Annotated in this window: 24 protein-coding genes and 1 other annotated feature; of the genes, 7 read left to right on the plus strand and 17 right to left on the minus strand. The window is 52.3% G+C overall.

Features of this window, described 5'->3' with window-relative positions; translation table 11 throughout:
- Window positions 1-137 precede the first annotated feature (137 nt).
- Window positions 138-1,568 carry an alanine/glycine:cation symporter family protein gene (locus HBM92_RS20475; RefSeq protein WP_001112560.1) on the plus strand — a complete coding sequence of 477 codons (1,431 nt, stop codon included), beginning with the start codon at window positions 138-140 and terminating at the stop codon, window positions 1,566-1,568.
- Between the two features lie 69 nt (window positions 1,569-1,637).
- A complete protein-coding gene (gene yaaA / locus HBM92_RS20480; protein WP_000906193.1) occupies window positions 1,638-2,414 on the plus strand; it encodes a peroxide stress protein YaaA in 777 nt (258 codons plus the stop codon).
- 59 nt (window positions 2,415-2,473) lie between these two features.
- On the opposite strand, the gene HBM92_RS20485 is transcribed toward yaaA, so the two are convergent.
- The 7 genes from HBM92_RS20485 to yjjY all read right to left on the minus strand — a co-directional run bounded on the left by HBM92_RS20485 (window position 2,474) and on the right by yjjY (window position 9,253).
- Complete coding sequence (locus tag HBM92_RS20485; RefSeq protein WP_000738734.1) at window positions 2,474-2,770, minus strand: DUF2502 domain-containing protein; 297 nt, start codon at window positions 2,768-2,770, stop codon at window positions 2,474-2,476.
- Between the two features lie 213 nt (window positions 2,771-2,983).
- Window positions 2,984-4,270, minus strand: a complete 1,287-nt coding sequence (gene thrC, locus HBM92_RS20490; protein ID WP_000781042.1) for a threonine synthase — start codon at window positions 4,268-4,270, stop codon at window positions 2,984-2,986.
- A complete protein-coding gene (gene thrB, locus HBM92_RS20495) occupies window positions 4,271-5,203 on the minus strand; it encodes a homoserine kinase (RefSeq protein WP_000241663.1) in 933 nt (310 codons plus the stop codon). It lies immediately after the preceding gene.
- Window position 5,204: 1 nt separating this feature from the next.
- On the minus strand, window positions 5,205-7,667 hold the full coding sequence (thrA, locus tag HBM92_RS20500; protein ID WP_001264710.1) for a bifunctional aspartate kinase/homoserine dehydrogenase I: 2,463 nt from the start codon (window positions 7,665-7,667) through the stop codon (window positions 5,205-5,207).
- A 25-nt stretch (window positions 7,668-7,692) separates the two neighbouring features.
- Window positions 7,693-7,812: a sequence feature (Thr leader region), on the minus strand.
- Window positions 7,748-7,813, minus strand: coding sequence for a thr operon leader peptide (gene thrL / locus HBM92_RS20505; RefSeq protein ID WP_001386572.1), 66 nt, complete (start codon window positions 7,811-7,813; stop codon window positions 7,748-7,750). (Overlaps the previous feature by 65 nt.)
- A gap of 213 nt (window positions 7,814-8,026) precedes the next feature.
- Window positions 8,027-8,713, minus strand: a complete 687-nt coding sequence (locus HBM92_RS20510; RefSeq protein ID WP_001223137.1) for a tRNA/rRNA methyltransferase — start codon at window positions 8,711-8,713, stop codon at window positions 8,027-8,029.
- 399 nt (window positions 8,714-9,112) lie between these two features.
- Window positions 9,113-9,253, minus strand: coding sequence for a protein YjjY (gene yjjY, locus HBM92_RS20515; RefSeq protein ID WP_001295754.1), 141 nt, complete (start codon window positions 9,251-9,253; stop codon window positions 9,113-9,115).
- 95 nt (window positions 9,254-9,348) lie between these two features.
- On the opposite strand from yjjY, the gene arcA reads away from it, so the two are divergent.
- Window positions 9,349-10,065 (plus strand): two-component system response regulator ArcA, encoded by a 717-nt coding sequence (gene arcA, locus HBM92_RS20520; RefSeq protein ID WP_001194358.1) that lies wholly within the window; start codon window positions 9,349-9,351, stop codon window positions 10,063-10,065.
- Between the two features lie 59 nt (window positions 10,066-10,124).
- Here arcA and creD read toward each other — a convergent pair whose 3' ends face one another.
- Genes creD through creA form a run of 4 tightly spaced genes read right to left on the minus strand, consistent with a single transcriptional unit; the run spans window position 10,125 to window position 14,134 of the window.
- Window positions 10,125-11,477, minus strand: a complete 1,353-nt coding sequence (gene creD, locus HBM92_RS20525; protein WP_000920364.1) for a cell envelope integrity protein CreD — start codon at window positions 11,475-11,477, stop codon at window positions 10,125-10,127.
- 57 nt (window positions 11,478-11,534) lie between these two features.
- Window positions 11,535-12,959 carry a two-component system sensor histidine kinase CreC gene (creC, locus tag HBM92_RS20530; protein WP_001219625.1) on the minus strand — a complete coding sequence of 475 codons (1,425 nt, stop codon included), beginning with the start codon at window positions 12,957-12,959 and terminating at the stop codon, window positions 11,535-11,537.
- Complete coding sequence (creB, locus tag HBM92_RS20535; protein WP_001188681.1) at window positions 12,959-13,648, minus strand: two-component system response regulator CreB; 690 nt, start codon at window positions 13,646-13,648, stop codon at window positions 12,959-12,961. The genes creC and creB overlap by 1 nt, the downstream gene beginning before the upstream one ends.
- Before the next feature lie 12 nt (window positions 13,649-13,660).
- Window positions 13,661-14,134 (minus strand): protein CreA, encoded by a 474-nt coding sequence (creA, locus tag HBM92_RS20540; RefSeq protein ID WP_000875487.1) that lies wholly within the window; start codon window positions 14,132-14,134, stop codon window positions 13,661-13,663.
- 210 nt (window positions 14,135-14,344) lie between these two features.
- Here creA and robA point away from each other — a divergent pair, with 210 nt between their 5' ends.
- The gene (robA, locus tag HBM92_RS20545) at window positions 14,345-15,214 is read left to right on the plus strand and encodes an MDR efflux pump AcrAB transcriptional activator RobA (RefSeq protein WP_000371666.1); all 870 of its coding nucleotides are present in this window, start codon (window positions 14,345-14,347) and stop codon (window positions 15,212-15,214) included.
- Here robA and gpmB read toward each other — a convergent pair.
- A complete protein-coding gene (gpmB, locus tag HBM92_RS20550; RefSeq protein WP_000942344.1) occupies window positions 15,211-15,858 on the minus strand; it encodes a 2,3-diphosphoglycerate-dependent phosphoglycerate mutase GpmB in 648 nt (215 codons plus the stop codon). The two genes, robA and gpmB, sit on opposite strands and share 4 nt — an antisense overlap.
- A 51-nt stretch (window positions 15,859-15,909) precedes the next feature.
- Here gpmB and yjjX point away from each other — a divergent pair, with 51 nt between their 5' ends.
- Window positions 15,910-16,431 (plus strand): inosine/xanthosine triphosphatase, encoded by a 522-nt coding sequence (gene yjjX, locus HBM92_RS20555; RefSeq protein ID WP_001341279.1) that lies wholly within the window; start codon window positions 15,910-15,912, stop codon window positions 16,429-16,431.
- A gap of 84 nt (window positions 16,432-16,515) precedes the next feature.
- Here yjjX and trpR read toward each other — a convergent pair whose 3' ends face one another.
- Window positions 16,516-16,842 (minus strand): trp operon repressor, encoded by a 327-nt coding sequence (trpR, locus tag HBM92_RS20560; RefSeq protein WP_000068679.1) that lies wholly within the window; start codon window positions 16,840-16,842, stop codon window positions 16,516-16,518.
- A gap of 89 nt (window positions 16,843-16,931) precedes the next feature.
- Entirely contained in the window at window positions 16,932-18,869 is a 1,938-nt protein-coding gene (gene sltY / locus HBM92_RS20565; protein ID WP_000409442.1) for a murein transglycosylase, read from the minus strand.
- Window positions 18,870-19,079: 210 nt separating this feature from the next.
- Between sltY and ettA the strand changes: the two genes are divergently transcribed.
- On the plus strand, window positions 19,080-20,747 hold the full coding sequence (ettA, locus tag HBM92_RS20570) for an energy-dependent translational throttle protein EttA (protein ID WP_000046749.1): 1,668 nt from the start codon (window positions 19,080-19,082) through the stop codon (window positions 20,745-20,747).
- Between the two features lie 306 nt (window positions 20,748-21,053).
- On the opposite strand, the gene nadR is transcribed toward ettA, so the two are convergent.
- From nadR to serB, 3 genes are read right to left on the minus strand one after another with little or no spacing between them, the layout of a single operon-like run.
- On the minus strand, window positions 21,054-22,286 hold the full coding sequence (gene nadR / locus HBM92_RS20575; RefSeq protein ID WP_000093813.1) for a multifunctional transcriptional regulator/nicotinamide-nucleotide adenylyltransferase/ribosylnicotinamide kinase NadR: 1,233 nt from the start codon (window positions 22,284-22,286) through the stop codon (window positions 21,054-21,056).
- A 20-nt stretch (window positions 22,287-22,306) separates the two neighbouring features.
- Complete coding sequence (gene radA, locus HBM92_RS20580) at window positions 22,307-23,689, minus strand: DNA repair protein RadA (RefSeq protein WP_001029698.1); 1,383 nt, start codon at window positions 23,687-23,689, stop codon at window positions 22,307-22,309.
- Between the two features lie 48 nt (window positions 23,690-23,737).
- Window positions 23,738-24,706 (minus strand): phosphoserine phosphatase, encoded by a 969-nt coding sequence (gene serB, locus HBM92_RS20585; RefSeq protein ID WP_001132956.1) that lies wholly within the window; start codon window positions 24,704-24,706, stop codon window positions 23,738-23,740.
- Between the two features lie 105 nt (window positions 24,707-24,811).
- On the opposite strand from serB, the gene HBM92_RS20590 reads away from it, so the two are divergent.
- Entirely contained in the window at window positions 24,812-25,456 is a 645-nt protein-coding gene (locus HBM92_RS20590) for a YtjB family periplasmic protein (RefSeq protein ID WP_000124615.1), read from the plus strand.
- The last annotated feature ends 16 nt before the right edge of the window (window positions 25,457-25,472 follow it).

The following is a 25,472-nucleotide window of genomic DNA, read 5'->3' on the forward strand; positions in this document are numbered from 1 at the left end:
ATCGCCCGCCATTTTTATACAAAACCTCATGTATGCTACGCAGAAGTTATCAAGTACCTCGTAGCGTATATACTTCTTAAACAATTGGTAACGTTTACACAGGAAAGTCATCGCGACCGGCAATAAGAGGGATATGCATGCCAGATTTTTTCTCCTTTATTAACAGCGTCCTTTGGGGATCGGTAATGATTTACCTGCTCTTCGGCGCAGGTTGTTGGTTCACTTTTCGCACCGGATTTGTGCAGTTTCGCTACATCCGCCAGTTTGGCAAAAGTCTTAAAAATAGCATTCATCCACAGCCAGGCGGTTTAACCTCATTTCAGTCATTGTGTACCAGTCTTGCAGCGCGCGTGGGTAGCGGCAACCTGGCCGGCGTTGCGCTGGCAATTACCGCCGGTGGACCTGGAGCCGTCTTCTGGATGTGGGTTGCCGCATTTATCGGCATGGCGACCTCGTTTGCCGAATGTTCCCTCGCACAGCTTTATAAAGAACGTGATGCCAATGGGCAGTTTCGTGGCGGACCGGCATGGTATATGGCGCGCGGGCTGGGGATGCGCTGGATGGGCGTTCTGTTCGCCGTCTTTTTGCTCATCGCCTACGCCATAATTTTCAGCGGAGTTCAGGCGAACGCCGTTGCGCGAGCCCTGAGTTTTTCTTTTGATTTTCCCCCGCTGGTGACAGGTATTATTCTCGCTGTCTTTGCTATGCTGGCGATCACTCGCGGTCTTCATGGCGTCGCCCGGCTCATGCAGGGGTTTGTCCCGTTGATGGCGATAATCTGGGTACTGACCTGCCTGGTGATTTGCGTAATGAATATCGGGCAACTTCCCCACGTCATTTGGTCTATTTTTGAGAGTGCTTTTGGCTGGCAGGAAGCTGCAGGCGGCGCGGCGGGATATACCTTAAGCCAGGCGATTACTAACGGTTTTCAGCGCAGTATGTTTTCCAATGAGGCGGGAATGGGGTCGACGCCAAACGCGGCAGCGGCAGCTGCGTCCTGGCCTCCGCATCCGGCAGCGCAAGGAATTGTCCAGATGATTGGCATTTTTATCGACACCCTGGTCATCTGCACGGCAAGCGCCATGCTGATATTACTGGCGGGTAACGGCACAACCTACATGCCGCTGGAAGGTATTCAGCTTATCCAGAAGGCGATGCGGGTGCTAATGGGTTCCTGGGGTGCGGAGTTTGTTACCCTCGTGGTTATTCTGTTTGCCTTCAGCTCCATCGTTGCCAACTACATTTATGCCGAAAACAATTTCTTCTTTTTACGCCTGAACAACCCTAAAGCGATCTGGTGTCTGCGGATCTGCACCTTCGCAACGGTCATCGGCGGCACCTTGCTAAGTTTTCCGCTGATGTGGCAACTGGCAGATATCATTATGGCCTGCATGGCTATTACCAATTTGACCGCCATATTACTGCTCTCGCCTGTGGTTCATACCATTGCCAGTGATTATCTACGCCAGCGTAAACTCGGCGTGCGCCCGGTGTTTGATCCGTTGCGTTATCCGGAGATCGGTCGCCAGCTTTCTCCAGACGCGTGGGATGATGTTTCGCAGGAGTAATCACAACTATCGATCAACTCATTCTCTTTTTTTGCTAAAGTCGGCATAAATTTCCTGCAAGGACTGGATATGCTGATTCTTATTTCACCTGCGAAAACGCTTGATTACCAAAGCCCGTTGACCACCACGCGCTATACGCTGCCGGAGCTGTTAGACAACTCCCAGCAGCTGATCCATGAAGCGCGGAAACTGACGCCCCCGCAGATTAGCTCCCTGATGCGCATCAGCGACAAACTGGCGGGTATCAACGCCGCTCGCTTTCATGACTGGCAGCCAGATTTCACACCGGAGAATGCCCGCCAGGCAATTCTGGCGTTTAAAGGTGATGTCTACACTGGCTTGCAGGCCGAAACCTTCAGCGAAGACGATTTCGATTTTGCCCAACAGCATTTGCGAATGCTTTCCGGCTTGTATGGCGTACTGCGCCCGCTCGATTTAATGCAGCCTTATCGTCTGGAAATGGGGATACGTCTTGAGAATGCCCGAGGGAAAGATCTGTATCAATTCTGGGGAGATATCATCACCAACAAGCTGAACGAGGCGCTCGCAGCACAAGGCGATAATGTAGTGATAAATCTGGCGTCAGATGAGTATTTTAAATCGGTGAAGCCGAAGAAATTGAATGCCGAGATTATCAAACCAGTGTTCCTCGATGAGAAGAACGGCAAATTTAAGATAATCAGCTTCTACGCTAAGAAAGCACGCGGTCTGATGAGTCGTTTCATTATTGAAAATCGGCTGACCAAACCAGAGCAACTGACTGGTTTTAATAGCGAAGGTTACTTCTTTGATGAAGCTTCCTCCAGCAATGGCGAACTGGTGTTTAAACGCTACGAACAACGTTAAGTTTGTAGTCAATGCCGGATAATGCCGGATAATGCCGGATGGCAATCCGGCATTGATATTTAGCGATGATGTTTGTCAGGCCCCGGACGATGATCGCCACGATGATCATTGTGCTTGTTATGGCGCGGCGATGGCGGCGGTCCATATGGGTGCCAGCGATTGCCTCGCCATTCATAATGTTGTTTCCACCAGCCGTGGTCGCGCCAGTGACCGCCATCCCAGTAATAGCCACGATTATCACGATCGCCTATCTGTAATTTTACTGACGGGACTAGCGTAATTTCCGCAGCCTGCGCTGCCATGGGAGCGACCAGAACCAGGGAAAGTGCGAGTACGATAGATTGCATCTTTTTCACAGGTTACTCCTTTTATCATTGCCCGTTATGGGTCGATATCCGGAGATTACGCGATGAGAACGGCAGTTGTTATTCTCCGCAATCCTAATCTCTAAATTACCGCATTTATTGAGAATTTCTCCTTTTTCCCTGTCATTTTTCTCCATATTTTCTTCATAAAAAAGCCGGGCTGCATAAAAGCAAACCCGGCCTGATTGAGATAATGAATAGATGTTACTGATGATTCATCATCAATTTACGCAACGCAGCAAAATCGGCGGGCAGGTTATGCGAAAGCAAGGGTAAATCAGCACGTTCTGCCAGCTCTTTTGGCAGATCCAACGTTTCACCGAGAATCGCTTCCACGCTCTCTTTAAATTTCGCCGGATGCGCGGTGCCGAGGAACAAGCCATATTCGCCTGGATTCAACTGGTCACGCAGCGCACGATAAGCTACGGCAGCGTGCGGCTCCGAGGTATAGCCCAGTTCTTTTAACTCACGCATTGTCTGTTGCGTGGTTTCATCATCCACGGCTGCATACCCCAGCTCTTTCAGTTGCCAGATTTTGCGGCGGAACAACTCTTCCACACGCGGCCAGTTGTTTGGCTGGCTAACATCCATCGCATTGGATAACGTCGCCTGAGTCGCTTTGGGTGACCACTGACCGTCGTGCAGGAAACGTGGCACGGTATCGTTCACGTTGGTCGCAGCAATAAAACGTTTCACCGGCAGACCGAGTGACTTCGCCAGCAGACCCGCCGTCAAATCGCCGAAGTTTCCGCTTGGCACCGAGACAACCAGCTGGTTGCGCGCTTCCTGCGGCAGCTGCGCAACAGCTTCAAAGTAGTAGCAAATCTGCGCCAGCAAACGGCTGATGTTAATGGAGTTAGCAGAGTTTAGCCCCAGCGCCACTTTCAGTTCTTCATCATCAAACGCCTGCTTCACCAGCGCCTGACAGGCATCGAAATCGCCGTCGATGGCAACAGTTTCGATATTGCCGCCCAATGTACAGAACAGTTTTTCTTGCAGTGGACTGATTTTGCCTCGTGGATAGAGGATAACCACTTTCACATTCGGTAAACCGTAGAAAGCATGAGCCACTGCCGCTCCAGTATCACCGGATGTCGCGGTCAGAATGGTCACTGGCTTATCGCCCGCAATATGGGTCAGTATTTGTGCCATAAAGCGACCGCCGAAATCTTTAAATGCCAGCGTTGGCCCGTGGAACAATTCCAGACAACCGACATCGCTTTCAACATTGGCGACCGGAGCCGGGAAGGCAAACGCCGCGCGTACGCGCTCTTCCAGGATTTCCTGCGGGATTTCATCACCAATAAACGCCGAGAGGATCTTCGCACTGCGGGTGACAAAATCCAGCTTCAGCATCTCATCAATTTCAGTCAGGCTGAATTCCGGCAGGTCGTGCGGGAAAAACAGCCCCTGATTTTTGCCCAACCCCTGGGTTACGGCTTGCGCAAAGCTGACCTGCTCATTGTGATCTTTCAAATTGTAGAGTTTCATTTAGTTTTCCAGTACTCGTGCGCCCGCCGTATCCAGCCGGCAAATATGAACAAAACCTTCCTGATTTTGCAGGTAGTTCTTACCCAACCAGTCGGCAACGCGCTGGGCGGTATCCGGCTTGTCACACAGAGCGAACAAAGTCGGGCCGGAGCCGGAGATACCGCTCGCTACCGCGCCGATTTCCGCGACCGCCTGCCGCGCCTGCCGGAAACCAGGCAGTAACCGTTCACGGTAGGGTTCAGCGATAACATCTTTCATCAGATTCGCGGCAAGCTCAGGCTGACGGGAATAGCAGGCGTGAATGAAGCCTGCCAAATGTCGCCCGTGCGCAATGCAATCCTGGCGGCGATACTGCGCCGGTAAAATAGCCCTGGCTTCTGCCGTCGAGACTTTAATCCCCGGATACGCCAGCACCCACAGCCACTCATCAAACCCAGGCACTTGCTGGCTGATGATGTCGTTTTCTTCGATCATCAACTGCATACCACCAAGAAAACACGGTGCCACGTTGTCGTAATGAATGCTGCCGGAGATTCGTCCTTCCAGCTCGCCCATCAAAGCCAGCAAACGAGTGTCATTAAGCGGCTTGCCACAGTGTTCATTCATCGCCATCAGCGCCGCGACCACCGAACAGGCACTGGAGCCTAAGCCCGAGCCGATTGGCATATTCTTTTCCAGAGTCATCGCCACTGGAATTTGCTTACCCAGCTCCTGGCAAAAACGCTCCCAGCACTGATAAACGATATTTTCCCGAGGTTCTGACGGCAGCTTATCGGCAAAGCGTCCGAGGTTGTTGAGACTGAATGTCTCTGCCGCCTCAACCGTGACTACATCTCCGAGCAATGCACCATCAACAGGTGTCACCGCCGCCCCGAGCACATCAAACCCGACGCTCATATTGGCACTGGAAGCCGGGGCATAAACTTTAACCATGTCAGACTCCTAACTTCCATGAGAGGGTACGTAGCAGATCAGCAAAGACACCGGCAGCTGTAACGTCATTGCCCGCACCATATCCGCGCAGTACCAACGGCAGCGGCTGATAATAGTGGCTATAGAAGGCCAGGGCGTTTTCGCCATTTTTCACTTTGAACAGCGGATCATTACTATCCACTTCGGCAATCTTCACGCGGCAGACGCCATCTTCATCAATATTGCCAACATAGCGCAAAACTTTTCCTTCATCACGGGCCTTCGCCACACGCGCGGCAAAGAGATTGTCGAGCTGTGACAGATTCGCCATAAAAGCGGCGACATCACCCTCGGCGTTAAACTCTGCGGGCAGCACAGGTTCAATTTCAATATCCGCCAGCTCCAGTTCACGTCCCGTTTCACGAGCGAGAATCAATAGCTTACGCGCCACATCCATACCAGAAAGATCATCTCGCGGGTCCGGTTCGGTATAACCCATTTCCCGCGCCAGTGTGGTCGCCTCGGAGAAACTCATGCCTTCGTCTAACTTGCCGAAGATATAAGAAAGCGAACCTGAAAGAATGCCGGAGAACTTCATCAATTCATCACCAGCATTGAGCAGATTTTGCAGGTTCTCGATAACCGGTAATCCAGCCCCAACGTTGGTGTCATAGAGGAATTTACGCCGCGATTTTTCCGCCGCATAACGCAACTGATGGTAGTAATCCATCGACGAGGTGTTGGCCTTTTTGTTCGGCGTAACAACGTGGAAACCTTCGCGCAGGAAGTCGGCATATTGATCCGCCACTGCCTGGCTGGAAGTACAGTCAACAATGACCGGGTTCAGCAGATGATATTCTTTCACGAGGCGAATTAAGCGCCCGAGATTAAACGGCTCTTTGGCTTGCGCCAGTTCTTCCTGCCAGTTTTCCAGATTAAGGCCATGTACATTGGTGAGGAGTGCCTTCGAGTTAGCAACACCGCAGACACGTAAGTCGATATGTTTATTCTTCAACCAGCTTTGCTGACGCTTCAGTTGCTCCAGCAGCGCACCGCCAACGCCACCGACGCCAATCACAAACACTTCGATAACCTGATCGGTATTGAACAGCATCTGATGAGTAACGCGCACGCCAGTGGTCGCATCATCGTTATTGACCACGACAGAGATTGAGCGTTCAGAAGATCCCTGAGCAATGGCGACAATGTTGATATTGGCGCGGGCCAGCGCGGCAAAGAATTTCGCCGAGATCCCACGTAAGGTGCGCATACCATCACCTACCACCGAGATAATGGCCAGCCGTTCCGTCACCGCCAACGGCTCCAGTAAACCTTCTTTCAGTTCCAGGTAGAACTCTTCCTGCATTGCCCGTTCAGCTCGCACACAGTCGCTTTGCGGAACGCAGAAACTGATACTGTATTCGGAAGATGATTGCGTAATCAGCACCACGGAAATACGGGCGCGTGACATCGCTGCAAAGACGCGCGCCGCCATGCCAACCATCCCTTTCATCCCCGGGCCGGAAACGCTGAACATTGCCATGTTATTCAGATTGGAAATGCCCTTGACCGGTAATTCGTCTTCATCACGGCTGGCACCAATGAGCGTACCTGGTGCTTGAGGATTTCCGGTATTTTTAATCAGGCAAGGGATCTGAAACTGGGCGATGGGGGTGATGGTGCGGGGGTGAAGAACTTTAGCGCCGAAGTAAGAAAGCTCCATCGCTTCCTGATAGGACATCGACTTCAACAACCTCGCATCGGGCACCTGACGCGGATCGCAGGTATAAACACCGTCAACATCCGTCCAGATCTCGCAACAATCGGCGCGTAAACAGGCCGCCAGCACCGCAGCGGAGTAGTCGGAACCGTTGCGTCCCAGAACCACCAGCTCGCCTTTTTCATTACCGGCAGTGAAACCAGCCATCAGCACCATGTGGTCAGCCGGAATGCGGCTTGCCGCAATACGGCGGGTGGATTCAGCAATATCAACGGTAGATTCGAGGTAATGACCCACTGCCAGCAGTTTTTCGACCGGATCGATAACGGTAACGTTGTGACCACGCGCTTCTAACACGCCGGCCATAATGGCGATCGACATTTTCTCGCCACGGCAAATCAGCGCAGCGTTGATGCTATCCGGGCACTGCCCCAACAAACTGATGCCATGCAGGACATGTTTTATTTGGGCAAATTCCTGGTCGACGAAAGTTTTCAATTGTGCCAGCGGAAATCCCGGCTGGGCGGCGGCGAGTCCCGTCAGAAGTTCGGCAAAAATACGTTCGGCATCGCTGATATTGGGTAAAGCATCCTGGCCGCTAATGGTTTTTTCAATCATCGCTACCAGATGGTTGGTGATTTTGGCGGGGGCAGAGAGGACGGTGGCCACCTGCCCCTGCCTGGCATTGCTTTCCAGAATATCGGCAACCCGCAGAAAACGTTCTGCATTTGCCACTGATGTACCGCCGAACTTCAACACTCGCATGGTTGTTACCTCGTTACCTTTGGTCGAAAAAAAAGCCCGCACTGTCAGGTGCGGGCTTTTTTCTGTGTTTCCTGTACGCGTCAGCCCGCACCGTTACCTGTGGTAATGGTGATGGTGGTGGTAATGGTGGTGCTAATGCGTTTCATGGATGTTGTGTACTCTGTAATTTTTATCTGTCTGTGCGCTATGCCTATATTGGTTAAAGTATTTAGTGACCTAAGTCAATAAAATTTTAATTTACTCACGGCAGGTAACCAGTTCAGAAGCTGCTATCAGACACTCTTTTTTTAATCCACACAGAGACATATTGCCCGTTGCAGTCAGAATGAAAAGCTGAAAATCACTTACTAAGGCGTTTTTTATTTGGTGATATTTTTTTCAATATCATGCAGCAAACGGTGCAACATTGCCGTGTCTCGTTGCTCTAAAAGCCCCAGGCGTTGTTGTAACCAGTCGACCAGTTTTATGTCATCTGCCACTGCCAGAGTCGTCAGCAATGTCATGGCTCGTTCGCGTAAAGCTTGCAGTTGATGTTGGTCTGCCGTTGTGTCACTTTTCGCCGGTTGTTGTATTAATGTTGCTAATTGATAGCAATAGACCATCACTGCCTGCCCCAGATTGAGCGAAGGATAATCCGCCACCATCGGCACACCAGTAAGAACGTCAGCCAACGCTAACTCTTCGTTAGTCAGCCCGGAATCTTCGCGACCAAACACCAGAGCGGCATGGCTCATCCATGAAGATTTTTCCTCTAACAGCGGCACCAGTTCTACTGGCGTAGCGTAGTAATGATATTTCGCCCGACTGCGCGCAGTGGTGGCAACAGTGAAATCGACATCGTGTAACGATTCAGCTAGTGTCTTGAAAACTTTAATATTATCAATAATATCACCAGATCCATGTGCGACCCAACGGGCGGCTGGCTCCAGGTGTGCCTGACTATCAACAATCCGCAGTTCGCTAAAACCCATCGTTTTCATTGCCCGCGCCGCTGCCCCAATATTTTCTGCTCTGGCGGGTGCAACCAGAATAATCGTTATACGCATATTGCCACTCTTCTTGACCAAATAACCGCGAACAGGGTGATCATTGTCAACTTATTACGCGTTGCGAATTTACAAATTCTTAACGTAAGTCGCAGGAAAAGCCCTTTGCTTAGCTTAAAAAAGGCTAAACTATTTCCTGACTGTACTAACGATTGAATTGTTAAAAAATGCTACATATCCTTCTGTTTACTTAGGATAATTTTATAAAAAATAAATCTCGATAATTGGATTCACCAGGTTTATTAGTTGTATGATGCAACTAGTTGGATTATTAAAATAATGTGACGAAAGCTAGCATTTAGATACGATCATTTCATCAAACTGTTAACGTGCTACAATTGAACTTGATATATGTCAACGAAGCGTAGTTTTATTGGGTGTCCTGCCCCTCTTAGCCTGTTATATTGCTGTTAAAATGGTTAGGATGACAGCCGTTTTTGACACTGTCGGGTCCTGAGGGAAAGTACCCACGACCAAGCTAATGATGTTGTTGACGTTGATGGAAAGTGCATCAAGAACGCAATTACGTACTTTAGTCATGTTACGCCGATCATGTTAATTTGCAGCATGCATCAGGCAGGTCAGGGACTTTTGTACTTCCTGTTTCGATTTAGTTGGCAATTTAGGTAGCAAACATGCAGACCCCGCACATTCTTATCGTTGAAGACGAGTTGGTAACACGCAACACGTTGAAAAGTATTTTCGAAGCGGAAGGCTATGATGTTTTCGAAGCGACAGATGGCGCGGAAATGCATCAGATCCTCTCTGAATATGACATCAACCTGGTGATCATGGATATCAATCTGCCGGGTAAAAACGGTCTTCTGTTAGCGCGTGAACTGCGCGAGCAGGCGAATGTTGCGTTGATGTTCCTGACTGGCCGTGACAACGAAGTCGATAAAATTCTCGGCCTCGAAATCGGTGCAGATGACTACATCACCAAACCGTTCAACCCGCGTGAACTGACTATTCGTGCACGCAACCTGCTGTCCCGTACCATGAATCTGGGTACTGTCAGCGAAGAACGTCGTAGCGTTGAAAGCTACAAGTTCAATGGTTGGGAACTGGACATCAACAGCCGTTCGTTGATTGGCCCTGATGGCGAGCAGTACAAGCTGCCGCGCAGCGAGTTCCGCGCCATGCTTCACTTCTGTGAAAACCCAGGCAAAATTCAGTCCCGTGCTGAACTGCTGAAGAAAATGACTGGCCGTGAGCTGAAACCGCACGACCGTACTGTAGACGTGACGATCCGCCGTATTCGTAAACATTTCGAATCTACGCCGGATACGCCGGAAATCATCGCCACCATTCACGGTGAAGGTTATCGCTTCTGCGGTGATCTGGAAGATTAATCGGCTTTACCACCGTCAATAAAAACGGCGCTTTTTAGCGCCGTTTTTATTTTTCTATCTTATTTCCAGATACGTAATTCATCGTCCGTTGTAACTTCTTTACTGGCTTTCATTTTCGGCAGTGAAAACGCATACCAGTCGATATTACGGGTCACAAACATCATGCCGGCCAGCGCCACCACCAGTACACTGGTTCCCAACAACAGCGCGCTATCGGCAGAGTTGAGCAGTCCCCACATCACACCATCCAGCAACAACAGCGCGAGGGTAAACAACATGCTATTACGCCAGCCTTTCAATACCGCCTGCAAATAAATACCGTTCATTAACGCCCCAATCAGACTGGCGATTATCCATGCCACAGTAAAACCGGTATGTTCAGAAAGCGCCAGCAAGAGCAAATAAAACATCACCAATGACAGCCCCACCAGCAAATATTGCATTGGGTGTAAACGTTGCGCGGTGAGCGTTTCAAAAACAAAGAATGCCATAAAAGTCAGCGCAATCAGCAGAATGGCGTACTTAGTCGCCCGGTCCGTTAATTGGTATTGATCGGCTGGCGTCGTCACTGCGACGCTAAACGCGGGGAAGTTTTCCCAGCCGGTATCATTGCCTGAAGCAAAACGCTCACCGAGATTATTAGCAAACCAGCTACTTTGCCATTGCGCCTGAAAACCTGACTCGCTAACTTCCCGTTTGGCTGGTAGAAAATCACCTAAAAAACTGGGATGCGGCCAGTTGCTGGTTAAGGTCATTTCGCTATAACGCCCGCCAGGCACCACAGAAAGATCGCCGGTACCGCTTAAATTCAGCGCCACATTCAGCTTCAGGTTCTGCTTGCGCCAGTCCCCTTCGGGTAAAGGGATATGCACGCCCTGCCCGCCTTGCTCTAACCCGGTGCCGGGTTCAATGGTCAGCGCCGTACCGTTAACTTCAGGCGCTTTCACCACACCAATACCACGCGCATCCCCGACGCTAATCACAATAAATGGCTTGCCTAAGGTGATATTTGGCGCGTCGAGTTCGCTAAGACGCGAAACATCGAAATCGGCTTTTAGCGTTAAATCACTGTGCCAGACCTGACCGGTATAGATGCCTATCTTGCGTTCTTCCACGTTCTGATTGCCATCAACCATCAATGACTCAGGTAACCAAAAATGAATAAAACTTCTTTTCCGCTCCACGGTTTTATCGTCTTCCTGCACCGTATAAAGCTCGGTCACAGGAATAGCGATGAGCGGCCCAACGAGTTTTTGCGGCCCGCTGGTACTTTGGCGAATCACATCTTCCACATCGCTACGGTAATCGGCACGTTCGACAATCACCTGCCGAATCAGCATTATCGGAATCAACAACAGCAATACTGCACCAAACAAGGTGGTCATTTTCCAGAACAGGGGGGATTTCAACATAGTCTTCTCCTTTGCAATGGCAGCAGGATACGAAGGCTATGTGGGAAGAATTTGAAGCTATGTGAAGTGACGGTGAAGTCGAAGCGAGGCCAGCACGCCACCTTCCTGCACGTTGCGCAGCGTGACTTCGCCGTTAAACAAACGGGCGACCTCACTGACAAACGCCAACCCCAGACCGCTGCTTTTTTGCCCATTTGCACGCGGCAAAGAGTAAAAGCGTTCAAAAATACGTGACAGCGCGTAGTCAGGAATCCCACTACCGGTATCCAGCACCTTAAGGGTGACGTATTCCTGATCCACTTCGGCGCTTAGCGTTATGCAACCGCTCTCGGGAGTAAAATCGATGGCGTTATCCAGTAAATTCCCCAGCGCCTGCTCCAGTAACGCCGGTTCAGAAGCAACGTTAACCTCAGTAGGCATAACATGCAAAGTGATGTTTTTTTCTGCCAACTGCACGGTGCGCGCTTCGCTGACGCGGCGAAATAATGCCGCCACATCAACAGCAGTCAGAACGACTTCCTGACGATTCTCCAGTCTTGCCTGGCGTAGTAACGTTTCCACCAGTGCCTGCATTCGCGCATTTTGCGTCAGAATGTTGTCGGTAAAACGAGCCACCACTTCCGGCGGCGGACCTTCGCGTAAAATTTCCGCCGCGCCACGAATCGCCGCCAGTGGGCTTTTTAGCTCATGAGTTAACGCATAAACATACTGCTCAATATAGTTTTTCCCTTCCAGCTTCACGCGCATACTTTCCAGCGCCTGCGCGAGTTTACGCAACTCGCTACTACCGAGATCGGGGAGAGGAACGGGCTTATTGTCAGTGACGGAATCAGCATAGCGAGTGAGCCTGGCAATAGAGCGGTTGATCCACCAAACCATGCCTGCGCCAATCACCAGTGCAATCCCCAACAAAATGGCGCTGGCCCATAAAATTCGCCGCTCGCTACGCTTAATGACCGGAGCCATCGCTGCGTTCGGTTTGCCTACGCTCAAAACGCCAATAAGCCGCGAGCCGTCCATAATCGGTGCGGCAACATACATCACCGAACTTTCGGGATCGGCAGGATTTTGCAACGTGCTGCGCGCACCATACTGACCACGCAACGTTAGCCAGACGTCATTCCAGCGCGAATAATCCTGTCCAACGGCTTTATTTGCCGAATCGAACAATACTTTGCCCTGCGCATCGGTCATATAGACATGATATTCATTGCGCACTTTGTTAATGCCACCGATATTGGCGCGAAACGGGCGATGTTGTAGCTGATTAAACGCCTGCGCCAGTTGCCCATGCGTTGTGTCCCCAGAGAGCAAATCGGGACGCGCCAGCTCCGCCAGCAACGTTGCGGTGTCGATCAACGTCCCCTCCGTTGCTCTTCGCACGCCCGGTTTAACTTCTTTGACAAAAATAGCCAGTACGAACCAGGCCGCCACCGCCACCAGTAAAAAATAGCCCAGCAGCAACCGCATGCCGATACGCATTACAGGCCCCTCAGGCTATATCCCATGCCGCGATGAGTATTAATCGGTGAAAGATCGGGGTTGATGGTGCGCAGCTTGGCACGCAACGTTTTAATGTGGGTATCGACGGTGCGATCGTAGGTGTCCTGCGCATCTTCCCACACGCTATCCATCAGTTGCTGGCGGGACCAGACGCGGCCTGGCGACTTGAGTAACGTCTTCAGCAATAAAAACTCATACCGCGTCAGCGTTAATGGCGTGTCAAACCAGCTGATCTGCGCCGCGGGTTCATTCAATTCAAAATGACCAATACGGATGACGGGAGACGGCGTCGAGAACTTCTTCACCCGACGCAGTAAGGTGCGCACCCTGGCGCACACTTCGCGGGGTGAAAACGGTTTAGCCACATAGTCGTCAGCGCCAATTTCCAGCCCAAGCAGGCGATCGACCTCTTCACTTCGGGCCGTCAGGAACAGTACAGGTAACGCCGGATGGAGCGCCAGTAACTGGCGGCACAATTCAAAGCCGCTGATATCAGGCAAACCAACATCGAGAATCATGACGTCGGGAACCTGCTGGCGAGCTTTATCCAGCACCGGCAAGCCTCGCTCAAAGACCTCGACGGCAAAACCTTCCTGCTGCAACATGTAGACCAGCGTGTCGGCTATCCCTTGCTCATCTTCCACTAACCAGACCGTTTCCCGTTGCATAAATCGCCTCTGTTATTGCCGCCACGGCATGACAGGAACCGCGCTAATCGCGTTTTTCGGCGAACCTTCTACAACTTTGTCGGAGTAAGCCAGATAAGCGAGCGCGTTGCGTTTGGCGTCATAAAAGCGCACGACCTGTAACGACTTAAAGACCAGGGACGTGCGTTTTTTGAATACTACCTCGCCCTGAGCTTTGCCGTTTTTAATACGATCCGACAGTTCAATCGGCCCGACTTGCTGACAAGAAATGGCCGCATCGGAGGTATCTTCTGCCAGGCCCAATCCCCCTTTAATACCACCGGTTTTCGCCCGGCTCACATAACAGGTGACATTTTTCACATCGGGATCGTCAAAGGCTTCCACAACAATTTTGTGATCCGGGCCGATCATTTTAAATACGGTGTCGACCGAACCAATCTCCTCTGCATGAGCCAATGGCCCCAGCATTATCAGGCTTAAAGACAGGATCAAATGCTTGTATTTCATATTGTTACCATTTTTATCTATTACACGAGCAATTAGTTCGTCACGGTAAATAACATATTGATTAAGAACAAAATCTCAATACTTTTATTTCCGTCAAGCCCTAAAACATACTCTACTAAGAAAAAAACACTGAATGCTAAAACAGCAAAAAATGCTATTATCCAATTACCTGATGTCAGGTGCTCGTTGTTGAAAGGATGAGGATATTTTATGGATCAGGCCGGCATTATTCGCGACCTTTTAATCTGGCTGGAAGGTCATCTGGATCAGCCCCTGTCGCTCGACAATGTAGCGGCGAAAGCAGGTTATTCCAAGTGGCACTTACAGAGAATGTTTAAAGATGTCACTGGCCATGCTATTGGCGCGTATATTCGTGCTCGTCGTTTGTCGAAATCGGCGGTCGCACTACGCCTGACTGCGCGTCCGATTCTGGACATCGCGCTGCAATACCGCTTCGACTCTCAACAGACATTTACCCGCGCATTCAAGAAGCAGTTTGCCCAGACTCCTGCACTTTACCGCCGTTCTCCTGAATGGAGCGCCTTTGGTATTCGCCCGCCGCTACGTCTGGGTGAATTCACTATGCCAGAGCACAAATTTGTCACCCTGGAAGATACGCCGCTGATTGGTGTTACCCAGAGCTACTCCTGTTCGCTGGAGCAAATCTCTGATTTCCGCCATGAAATGCGTTATCAGTTCTGGCACGATTTTCTCGGCAACGCGCCGACCATTCCGCCGGTGCTCTACGGCCTGAATGAAACGCGTCCGAGTCAGGATAAAGACGACGAACAAGAAGTATTCTATACCACCGCGTTAGCCCAGGATCAGGCAGATGGCTATGTACTGACGGGGCATCCGGTGATGCTGCAGGGCGGCGAATATGTGATGTTTACCTATGAAGGTCTGGGAACCGGCGTGCAGGAGTTTATCCTGACGGTATATGGAACATGCATGCCAATGCTTAACCTGACGCGCCGTAAAGGTCAGGATATTGAGCGATACTACCCGGCAGAAGATGCCAAAGCAGGAGATCGCCCAATTAATCTGCGCTGTGAACTGCTGATTCCGATCCGTCGTTAACGCTGCAACTCATCTAATGCAGGGGCGTCCAGATGCGAGATGTCCCCTGCGGTTTCAACAACCCAGCCAGACGCCAGCCACAGGCTTTCCTGATAATCCACGCGCGAAATAGAACAGTTACGCAGACGTAAGCGGCGCTCTGCCCATGCTGGTAATCCGAGAATCGTACTCACCAGGCATCCCAGTGCAATACCATGACTCACCAGCAGCGGTCGGCTTCCCTGCGGTAAGTCCCGGCAAGATTCCAGTGCCGCATTGACGCGATCGCTGAGCTCCTGCATTGACTCGCCTTCAGGAATACGCCCGTCAACGGTGCCATTGACCAGCTGCCGACGCCAGTTCTCTTCTTCTTCGGTCAGAGAATCGATATGTCTTTTTTCCAGCACACCCATGTTTAATTCACGCAGGCGAGAATCAAAGATGATGTCACAGCCGCAGGCCTGGGCGATGATTTCCGCCGTACGCCGGGTGCGTCCTAAATCGCTACTGATGATATGCGTAATGCCAAGCTCTTTGGCACGGGTTGCCACCTGCATCGCCTGTTGCTCACCTTTGGCGGTCAGCGGGCTGTCAGACTGGCCCTGAATACGTCGCTCGGCGTTCCACTGCGTTTCACCGTGGCGGACTAGGTATACCTGTAACATGCTTTTTTTCCGTATACTGCTGTAACGTTAATTTTCTGAGTAATGCTGATTATGCACCAAGTTGTCTGTGCGACCACCAATCCCGCTAAAATTCAGGCCATTCTGCAGGCATTTCACGAGATCTTCGGCGAAGGATCCTGCCATATTGCATCCGTTGCCGTCGAGAGCGGTGTACCGGAACAACCCTTTGGCAGTGAGGAAACGCGCGCTGGCGCACGAAATCGGGTAGCAAATGCCCGCCGTTTACTTCCAGAGGCTGATTTTTGGGTGGCGATTGAAGCTGGCATCGATGGTGACAGCACTTTCAGTTGGGTGGTGATTGAAAACGCCAGCCAGCGCGGCGAGGCGCGTTCGGCTACTTTGCCGTTGCCTGCGGTGATTCTGGAAAAAGTGCGTGAAGGCGAGGCGCTCGGCCCCGTGATGTCGCGTTATACCGGTATTGATGAGATTGGTCGTAAGGAAGGGGCGATCGGCGTGTTTACCGCCGGGAAACTCACCCGCGCCAGCGTCTATCACCAGGCGGTGATCCTGGCGCTGAGTCCGTTTCATAATGCCGTGTATCAGGCATTGTAGGACGGATAAGGCGTTCACGCCGCATCCGGCATTCGGTGCACGATGCCTGATGCGACGCTGCCGCGTCTTATCAGGCCTACAAAATCAATCGCTTTTCAGCAACACCTCTTCCAGCCACTGGCGCAGCTCAACGGGCGCGGCTTTCAGGCTGTTAGATCCACGCGTAATCGTCGCGATGCCCGCGCCGAGTTCATTTTTTAACTCACGCTGGCTCATTTCGCCGCGCAACAGCTCTTCGACAATACGCACGCGAGTCCCCAACGCTTCGCGCTCATCTGGCGTCAGCATCAGGTTTAACAACGGTAAATGGAGATCGTTTTGGTAGGCATTCTTAAGCAGGTCGACAAAACGTAACCACTCCTGGTGACGCTGTTCTGCCATCGCTGCTGAATAGGGTGATTGTTGGGCCATAATATGTCGCCATTGTTAGCGGGGGAAGCAAAATGCCTCCCCCGGTTGTACTCGCTAAAGAGTACGATAGCATATCATAAACGTGCGGATCAGTAACGACGTCCCCATTCCGTGGCGCTCATCAACGTCGGTTTATCCCCCATGAAATAGCGGTAGTAAGCGTCATAAGCCAGCACGTTCTTCACATAACCGCGCGTCTCGGAGAACGGAATACTCTCGACAAATGCCACAGCGTCGATACGCCCGGCGCTGTTGCCAAGCCAGGTTCGCACCCGTCCAGGTCCGGCGTTATAAGCTGCTGAGGAGAAAATACGGTTATTGCCAAACTGCTGATAAACATATTGCAGGTAACTGGTGCCAATGTTGATATTCGTTTCCGGATCCAGCAATTGCCCAGGGCTGCTATAACCAGGAATAGAGAACATCTTCACCGTATGGGTCGCTGTACCAGGCATAATCTGCATCAGGCCGCTGGCCCCTACCGGTGATTTCACTTTCGGATTCCAGGCGCTCTCCTGACGGGCAATCGCCATCGCATAGCTTTGCGGGATCTCTTTCCCACTGGTGTAACGTTTGAAAAGATCGTTGTAAGCCAGCGGGAATCGCTCTTCCAGATGATCCCAAAGCTTCCCGGCGATCGTTGCCTGAACGCTAAGATCCCACCATTGGTTATTGAAAGCATACCGAGCCAGTTGAGCCTGCTCTGTTTTTGACTTGCTCTTCACCAGATTGGCCCACTCGCTACGCGCGGTGTTATCGAGATTCCAGTACATCAACTCGCGCACGCGCGCCATCTCCGGCCCCTGAGTCAGGGCGCTGTCAACATTCTGCGGCGCTTTATCAATCTTCAGCTCATACTCTTCTCCGATGCGTTGTGCTGCAACCATCGGGTAGAAACCACGCTGTTGCATGAGTTGATGCAAAATCTCTTTCGCTTCAGCTTCACGTCCGCGTTCCAGCAATAAATCCGCCTGCCAGTAACGCCATTCATCTTTCTCTTTTGCTTCCATCGGCAGACGCGCCAGCCAGGTATTCAGGCCGCGACGATCGCCGGTGCCAAGTGCCATTCGCACACGGCGTTCAATCAACGACGTGGATTGCGAGCGCATAATGGCGTCATCGCGCCATTTCGCCTGCTCGTCGGTGACATCGTTGCCCATCAAACGCCAGGCGACGATATCGCGCAGCTCCTGAATATGATCTTCATTAAGCTGCTGCGCCTGGGCAAGCGACGGGATCATCAGCCGTGCATTTTCAGCATCCTGCCGCGCCACACTGGCAAACGCCACCGCCGCCATTTGACGGGTAAAATCGGTCGCTCCGGTTGTACGCGCGAAGGTCAGTACCGTATTAGGGTTGTTCGCCAGTGAAATGATTGCCGAGGCGATAGTCTGGTAATCGGCAGGCATCTGCCCTGCCAGCACTGTTACCAGGCCAGTGTTACCCGCTTTCATCGCCAGACGGATACGCTCTAAATAAGCCAGCGGATCTTGTTTACCTGACGCACGCCAGACGCTAAATAACTTGTCACAGGCGTTAGGCTGGCTCTTGCCGGTTAGCCACAGCTCTTTCGCCCCTTGCCAGGCTTCTTCACTCTGCCCGGTGTTCCATTTCGCATAGTAGTAATTACATTGCGCTTCGGTAGTTCCGGGCTTTTCCGGGCTAAAGGCTAACAAGCCACGCCAGTCTTCACGCCGCGCCAGTTCATTGACGAAACGAGATTGCAGCGTGCGAGCGGGAGGAAGCGTGGGGTTAGCGCGAACAAAGTTAGTGACCGTCACCGCCGGTTGATTCATCAGATCATCGGTGATCTGGCGGTATTCCAGGTAGGGATAAAGCGGATAATCCTTCAGTCCAGGCATCATTTGTTCGACCACATCCATTTGTCGATTATCCCAGGCCTGCTTGATTTGCGCGTAACGGCTACGCTGCTCATCCAGTGAGTCGGCTCGCGCCACGCTGCTGACCGTCAGCAGACAGACACCGGCAGCCAACAGCCGCCAGGTAACTTGTTTGGCTTTTTCCACAAGCGCATCCTCTAAGTGTAAATACATCAATGCAGCGTCATGCCGCGTAATAGATTTATGCTAACCAGTCATTGCCGTTTACGCCACGTTACGGACACTTTTTTACTTTTACTGCGAAGGTGATCGACCAACTGGGATTAGGCGGGGAAAAAGGCTACACTTCGCCTTTGAAAACTCATCATCACGATAAACATAGAGGCGAAGTCCAACGTGGCTCAATTCGTTTATACCATGCATCGTGTCGGCAAAGTTGTTCCGCCGAAACGTCATATTTTGAAAAACATCTCTCTGAGTTTCTTCCCTGGGGCAAAAATTGGTGTCCTGGGTCTGAACGGCGCGGGTAAGTCTACCCTGCTGCGCATTATGGCGGGCATTGATAAAGACATCGAAGGTGAAGCGCGTCCGCAGCCAGACATCAAGATTGGTTACCTGCCGCAGGAACCGCAGCTGAACCCGGAACACACCGTGCGTGAGTCCATTGAAGAAGCGGTTTCTGAAGTGGTTAACGCCCTGAAACGCCTGGATGAAGTGTATGCGCTGTACGCCGATCCGGATGCCGATTTTGACAAGCTGGCCGCTGAACAAGGCCGTCTGGAAGAGATCATTCAGGCTCACGACGGTCATAACCTGAACGTACAGCTGGAGCGTGCGGCGGATGCGCTACGTCTGCCGGACTGGGACGCGAAAATCGCTAACCTCTCCGGTGGTGAGCGTCGTCGCGTAGCGTTGTGCCGCCTGCTGCTGGAAAAACCAGACATGCTGCTGCTCGACGAACCGACCAACCACCTGGATGCCGAATCCGTGGCCTGGCTGGAACGCTTCCTGCACGACTTCGAGGGCACCGTGGTGGCGATTACCCACGACCGTTACTTCCTCGATAACGTTGCAGGCTGGATCCTCGAACTTGACCGCGGTGAAGGTATTCCGTGGGAAGGCAACTACTCCTCCTGGCTGGAGCAGAAAGATCAGCGCCTGGCGCAGGAAGCTTCACAAGAAGCGGCGCGTCGTAAGTCGATCGAGAAAGAGCTGGAGTGGGTACGTCAGGGAACTAAAGGCCGCCAGTCGAAAGGTAAAGCACGTCTGGCACGCTTTGAAGAGCTGAACAGCACCGAATATCAGAAACGTAACGAAACCAACGAACTGTTTATTCCACCTGGACCGCGTCTGGGCGATAAAGTGCTGGAAGTCAGCAACCTGCGTAAATCCTACGGTGATCGCCTGCTGATTGATGACCTGAGCTTCTCGATCCCGAAAGGGGCAATCGTCGGGATCATCGGTCCGAACGGCGCGGGTAAATCGACCCTGTTCCGTATGATCTCTGGTCAGGAACAGCCGGACAGCGGCACCATCACTTTAGGTGAAACGGTGAAACTGGCATCGGTTGATCAGTTCCGTGACTCAATGGATAACAGCAAAACCGTTTGGGAAGAAGTTTCCGGCGGGCTGGATATTATGAAGATCGGCAACACCGAGATGCCAAGCCGCGCCTACGTTGGCCGCTTTAACTTTAAAGGGGTTGATCAGGGTAAACGCGTTGGTGAACTTTCCGGTGGTGAGCGCGGTCGTCTGCATCTGGCGAAGCTGCTGCAGGTTGGCGGCAACATGCTGCTGCTCGACGAACCAACCAACGACCTGGATATCGAAACCCTGCGCGCGCTGGAAAACGCCCTGCTGGAGTTCCCGGGCTGTGCGATGGTTATCTCGCACGACCGTTGGTTCCTCGACCGTATCGCCACGCACATCCTGGACTACCAGGATGAAGGTAAAGTTGAGTTCTTCGAAGGTAACTTTACTGAGTACGAAGAGTACAAGAAACGCACGCTGGGCGCAGACGCACTGGAGCCGAAGCGTATCAAGTACAAGCGTATTGCGAAGTAATGCGTAAAATGCCGGATGCGGCGTGAACGCCTTATCCGGCCTACAAACCAAGAAATTTCAATACGTTGTGAATCTCCAGGCCTGATAAGACGCGGTAAGCGTCGCATCAGGCATTGAGCACCGAATGCCGGATACGGCGTGAACGCCTTTTCCGGCCTACAACAGCCTTAGTATCCGCAATTTCGTAGCGGGTCACCCGTGCAGGTTTTTTCAAACCTTGTTTAATCTCGACAGCCTCTTCCAGAAAGGTTTTCAACTCATCAAAAAACTTATTTTATACCTCGCCTTTGAGCCGTTTCATCGCGGTTATCTCTGCTCCCCCATCATCTCCCGCACCAGCTCCACGCAGCGCAGGAAACGGCTGTCATAATCGTCCTCTTCAACCCGCACGAATTCGATATTGTTCTCTTCCAGCATCTCCACCAGCAAGTTCTGGAACTCTTTGCGATCCACCGAACTGCCGAGGCTGCGTAAACCATCCGCCACCCACGGCGTGTTGTTCTCCAGCAGGATCACCAGATCGAAACGGTATTCATCAATCAACGCCTGCACGAACGGATGCTCACGCCCTTCGTACTTTTTGCAGAACGCCTGGGTAGTGACAAAATCAGTGTCAATAAACGCCACTTTATTGGCGTATTTCACTGCAAAATCAATGTATTGTGCGTGGCCCAGCGCGATTTTATCGTAGTCGGAATACTGCAATGCGATCTCATCACCGCCGAGGTGTGAAAAGACATAATCGCGACCATATTCCCACGCACTGGTGGTATTGAAGATATTGGCAAGTTTGTTTACCAGGGTGGATTTACCGCTCGACTCGCCGCCAAGGATCGCCACGGTACGCACAAAGAACGGCTTCACTTCCGTAGGAATATATTCCCAGTAGCGGAACGGGTTTTCGCGGATCTGCGCACCGCTGATACTCATAAAGGTACGTTTCGGATCGACCAGTACCGTCTCGATCCCCAGATGTTCCATATACTGTGGCGCATCGGCTTCTTCCGAGGTGTAGATCAGGTCCGGCTGGATCCCCTTTTCAGCCATAAACTTTTTGATGCCGTTGCTCCACACATCCCAGCCATGCGGATACGGCTCCATGCCCTCTTCGTTGAAAGCATGAATGCGAATATTTTTCTGATATTTAAAAGTTTGCAATAACCAGCGCAGACGATCCGGCACCGTGGGCTGCTGCGACATGGCGCTGTCTTCAAACAACGCGCGGTCGCGGGTATCGTCAAAACCCATAATGATATGCAGCTCGTCAACCTGGCTACAGGCGCGCTGGATAAGGTAGATATGTCCGGTATGCAGCGGGTAGAACTTACCGAATACGACACCAATGGTTTTCTTCTGCCGGGGAAATTCAAGCCCCAAAAAACGGTGCAACGCCTCCAGCTTTTGCGCGCTGGGGCTTTTAATTTTGGCATTCAGTAACTGGCTTAAATACCCTTTGGTCATACCGCTGGCATCAGCTACCTGCTGTAACGTGCAGCCCTGTTGCTTGATGGCAGTTTTCAGGTAATCAAATGACGACATATCTCCCTCCGTATCTCTCATTATAAGTCGTCGAACACGCTAAGCGCGTCGGAGAGTTTTTTAACGCCAAAAATCTGCATCCCTTCCGGCGCTTTTTTCGGCACGTTAGCCGCCGGAACAATCGCCCGGCGAAAACCGTGTTTCGCCGCTTCAGAGATTCGCTCCTGACCGCTGGGCACCGGGCGGATCTCCCCTGCCAGCCCGACTTCACCAAACACCACCAGATCCTGCGGTAGCGGTCTGTCACGCAGGCTGGAAACCATCGCCAGCAGTAACGCTAAGTCGGCACTGGTTTCGGTTACCTTCACACCACCGACCACGTTCACAAATACATCCTGATCGGCCATTTGCAGACCACCGTGACGGTGCAAGACAGCCAGCAGGATTGCCAGACGGTTTTGCTCCAGACCTACCGCCACGCGGCGCGGATTCGCCATCATCGAGTGATCGACCAGCGCCTGAATCTCCACCAGCAACGGACGCGTTCCTTCCCACACCACCATCACGGAGCTGCCGGAGGTCACTTCATCTCCGCGACTTAAGAAAATTGCCGAAGGGTTGCTGACTTCACGCAGCCCCTGTTCGGTCATCGCGAAGACGCCCAGCTCATTCACCGCGCCGAAGCGGTTTTTATGGCTGCGCAAGGTGCGAAAACGGGAGTCGGCATCGCCATCCAAAAGCACCGAACAGTCGATACAGTGTTCCAGCACTTTAGGGCCCGCCAGCGAGCCATCTTTGGTTACGTGTCCAACCATGACAATCGCCACACCGCGCGTTTTGGCGAAGCGTGTCAAATAAGCCGCCGTTTCACGCACCTGCGCCACGCTACCAGGCGATGACTGTACATCCGCCATATGCATCACCTGGATGGAGTCAATTACCATCAGCTTCGGTTGCTCTTCTTCAGCAATCAGGCAGATCTGCTCGATGCTGGTTTCCGACAACATATTGAGATTGTCAGTCGGCAGGCCAAGGCGATGAGCGCGCATTGCCACCTGTTGCAGCGACTCTTCGCCGGTGACATACAGCGTTTTCATCTGCTGGGCCAGTTTGCACAGCGTTTGCAGCAACAGCGTGGATTTCCCCGCGCCTGGGTTACCGCCAATCAGAATGGCACTTCCCGGTACCACGCCGCCGCCTAATACGCGGTCGAACTCTTTAAATCCGGTGGAAAAACGCGGCAGCTCTTCAAGGCTGATGTCGGAGAGTTTCTGGACTTTTGCCACCCCGGCGCTACCGGCATAGCCACTGAGACGCTCGTTACGCGCCACCGTTGGCGACGCAGCAAGACGCACCTCGGTGATGGTGTTCCAGGCATGACAGGCACTGCACTGCCCCTGCCAGCGCGGATAATCGGCCCCGCATTCATTACAAACAAAGGCGCGTTTTGGAGCTTTTGCCACGGTGTACCTCGTTAATGCTGTGCCGCCCGCAGGATGACGGGCAGGCAATTACTTCTGATTCAGGCTGCCAGAGAGGATGCAGAATACCCCCATCAGGTCAGCGTGACGGATGGTGACTTCCGTCTTTTCATTCACTTTTGGCTTGGCATGGTAGGCAATCCCCAGCCCTGCCGCTTTGATCATCGGCAGGTCATTGGCTCCATCGCCAATCGCCACGGTCTGCGCCAGCGGGATTTCATACTCCTGCGCGAGGCGGGTCAGAGTTTTCGCTTTGTACTGCGCGTCAACGATGTCGCCGATCACATTGCCGGTAAATTTACCGTCCATGATCTCCAGTTCATTGGCTACCACGGCGGTCAGGCGCAGCTTGTCGCGCAGGTATTCAGCAAAGAAAGTAAAGCCGCCGGAGGCAATCGCCACTTTCCAGCCCAGCGTTTCCAGCTTGAGCACCAGCTGCGTTAAGCCTGGCATCAGCGGCAGATTTTCACGCACCTGTTGCAGAATATTGGCATCAGCGCCTTTCAGCGTCGCCACGCGGCTGCGCAGGCTGGCGGTAAAATCGAGTTCGCCGCGCATCGCCCGTTCGGTTACCTCCGCCACCATCTCGCCCGTTCCGGCCAGTTTGGCAATTTCATCAATACATTCAATCTGGATGGCGGTGGAATCCATGTCCATCACCAGCAAACCCGGCGTGCGCAGGTGCGGGATTTTCCCCAGCGGCGCGACATCCAGTTGCGCTTCATGGGCCAGGCGCGTAGCGCGCGCGGTGAGTGAACCTGCCAGACGAATCACCTGATAATCTTCCACGCACCAGGCGGCAACAATCACCATCGCCGCGCCCAGTTTGCTCTGGTATTGGGTCAGGCGTTGTTTATCCAGCCCACGACCATACAGCAGCCAGCCGCTACGACCTGCGTGGTAATCCAGTGGCATCACTTCATCACCACTTAATGAAAGAGGCAGACCCGGCCATAAAGAGACATCTTCAGGCAGGTCGCACCAGGTAATGTTAGGCATTAAGGCTCCTGTAAAATCGTTCGAAGCAGGGAAAATAACGCATGAGGCTACCTTGTATCCATTGCTTCTGGCAACATTAAGTCTCAAATTTTCAAAGGGTGGAAGATGGCTCGCACAAAACTGAAATTCCGGCTGCATCGGGCAGTGATTGTCCTGTTCTGTCTTGCCTTGTTAGTGGCGCTGATGCAGGGAGCGTCATGGTTTAGTCAAAACCACCAGCGACAACGTAATCCACAGCTGGAAGAACTGGCCCGCACCCTGGCGCGTCAGGTAACGCTGAACGTTGCACCGCTGATGCGTACCGACTCACCAGATGAAAAACGCATTCAGGCGATCCTCGATCAGTTAACGGATGAAAGCCGCATCCTCGACGCGGGTGTGTATGACGAACAAGGCGATCTTATCGCCCGTTCAGGCGAAAGCGTCGAAGTGCGCGACCGGCTGGCGCTCGACGGTAAAAAAGCAGGCGGCTATTTTAACCAGCAGATTGTCGAGCCAATTGCGGGTAAAAACGGACCGCTCGGCTATCTGCGCCTGACACTCGACACCCATACGCTCGCCACCGAAGCCCAACAGGTGGATAACACCACTAACATTTTACGCCTGATGTTGCTGCTCTCACTGGCAATCGGCGTAGTGCTGACCCGCACGCTGCTACAGGGTAAACGCACCCGCTGGCAGCAATCGCCCTTCCTGTTAACCGCCAGCAAACCGGTGCCGGAAGAGGAAGAAAGCGAGAAAAAAGAGTGACCCATTACTACAAGAA

It is taken from the genome of Escherichia sp. E.sYA108 (assembly GCF_011754335.1).
GTDB classification, from domain to species: domain Bacteria; phylum Pseudomonadota; class Gammaproteobacteria; order Enterobacterales; family Enterobacteriaceae; genus Escherichia; species Escherichia coli.

What these genes read in the sequence shown, in the direction of transcription:
- serB (WP_001132956.1), bottom strand. Translation starts at nt 24,706, where the DNA reads ATGCCTAACATTACCTGGTGCGACCTGCCTGAAGATGTCTCTTTATGG.
- thrC (WP_000781042.1), bottom strand. Translation starts at nt 4,270, where the DNA reads ATGAAACTCTACAATTTGAAAGATCACAATGAGCAGGTCAGCTTTGCG.
- yjjY (WP_001295754.1), bottom strand. Translation starts at nt 9,253, where the DNA reads ATGACTAAAGTACGTAATTGCGTTCTTGATGCACTTTCCATCAACGTC.
- creB (WP_001188681.1), bottom strand. Translation starts at nt 13,648, where the DNA reads ATGCAACGGGAAACGGTCTGGTTAGTGGAAGATGAGCAAGGGATAGCC.
- yjjX (WP_001341279.1), top strand. Translation starts at nt 15,910, where the DNA reads ATGCACCAAGTTGTCTGTGCGACCACCAATCCCGCTAAAATTCAGGCC.
- gpmB (WP_000942344.1), bottom strand. Translation starts at nt 15,858, where the DNA reads ATGTTACAGGTATACCTAGTCCGCCACGGTGAAACGCAGTGGAACGCC.
- yaaA (WP_000906193.1), top strand. Translation starts at nt 1,638, where the DNA reads ATGCTGATTCTTATTTCACCTGCGAAAACGCTTGATTACCAAAGCCCG.
- creC (WP_001219625.1), bottom strand. Translation starts at nt 12,959, where the DNA reads ATGCGTATCGGCATGCGGTTGCTGCTGGGCTATTTTTTACTGGTGGCG.
- creD (WP_000920364.1), bottom strand. Translation starts at nt 11,477, where the DNA reads ATGTTGAAATCCCCCCTGTTCTGGAAAATGACCACCTTGTTTGGTGCA.
- HBM92_RS20475 (WP_001112560.1), top strand. Translation starts at nt 138, where the DNA reads ATGCCAGATTTTTTCTCCTTTATTAACAGCGTCCTTTGGGGATCGGTA.
- HBM92_RS20590 (WP_000124615.1), top strand. Translation starts at nt 24,812, where the DNA reads ATGGCTCGCACAAAACTGAAATTCCGGCTGCATCGGGCAGTGATTGTC.
- trpR (WP_000068679.1), bottom strand. Translation starts at nt 16,842, where the DNA reads ATGGCCCAACAATCACCCTATTCAGCAGCGATGGCAGAACAGCGTCAC.
- nadR (WP_000093813.1), bottom strand. Translation starts at nt 22,286, where the DNA reads ATGTCGTCATTTGATTACCTGAAAACTGCCATCAAGCAACAGGGCTGC.
- thrB (WP_000241663.1), bottom strand. Translation starts at nt 5,203, where the DNA reads ATGGTTAAAGTTTATGCCCCGGCTTCCAGTGCCAATATGAGCGTCGGG.
- arcA (WP_001194358.1), top strand. Translation starts at nt 9,349, where the DNA reads ATGCAGACCCCGCACATTCTTATCGTTGAAGACGAGTTGGTAACACGC.
- robA (WP_000371666.1), top strand. Translation starts at nt 14,345, where the DNA reads ATGGATCAGGCCGGCATTATTCGCGACCTTTTAATCTGGCTGGAAGGT.
- creA (WP_000875487.1), bottom strand. Translation starts at nt 14,134, where the DNA reads ATGAAATACAAGCATTTGATCCTGTCTTTAAGCCTGATAATGCTGGGG.
- HBM92_RS20510 (WP_001223137.1), bottom strand. Translation starts at nt 8,713, where the DNA reads ATGCGTATAACGATTATTCTGGTTGCACCCGCCAGAGCAGAAAATATT.
- thrA (WP_001264710.1), bottom strand. Translation starts at nt 7,667, where the DNA reads ATGCGAGTGTTGAAGTTCGGCGGTACATCAGTGGCAAATGCAGAACGT.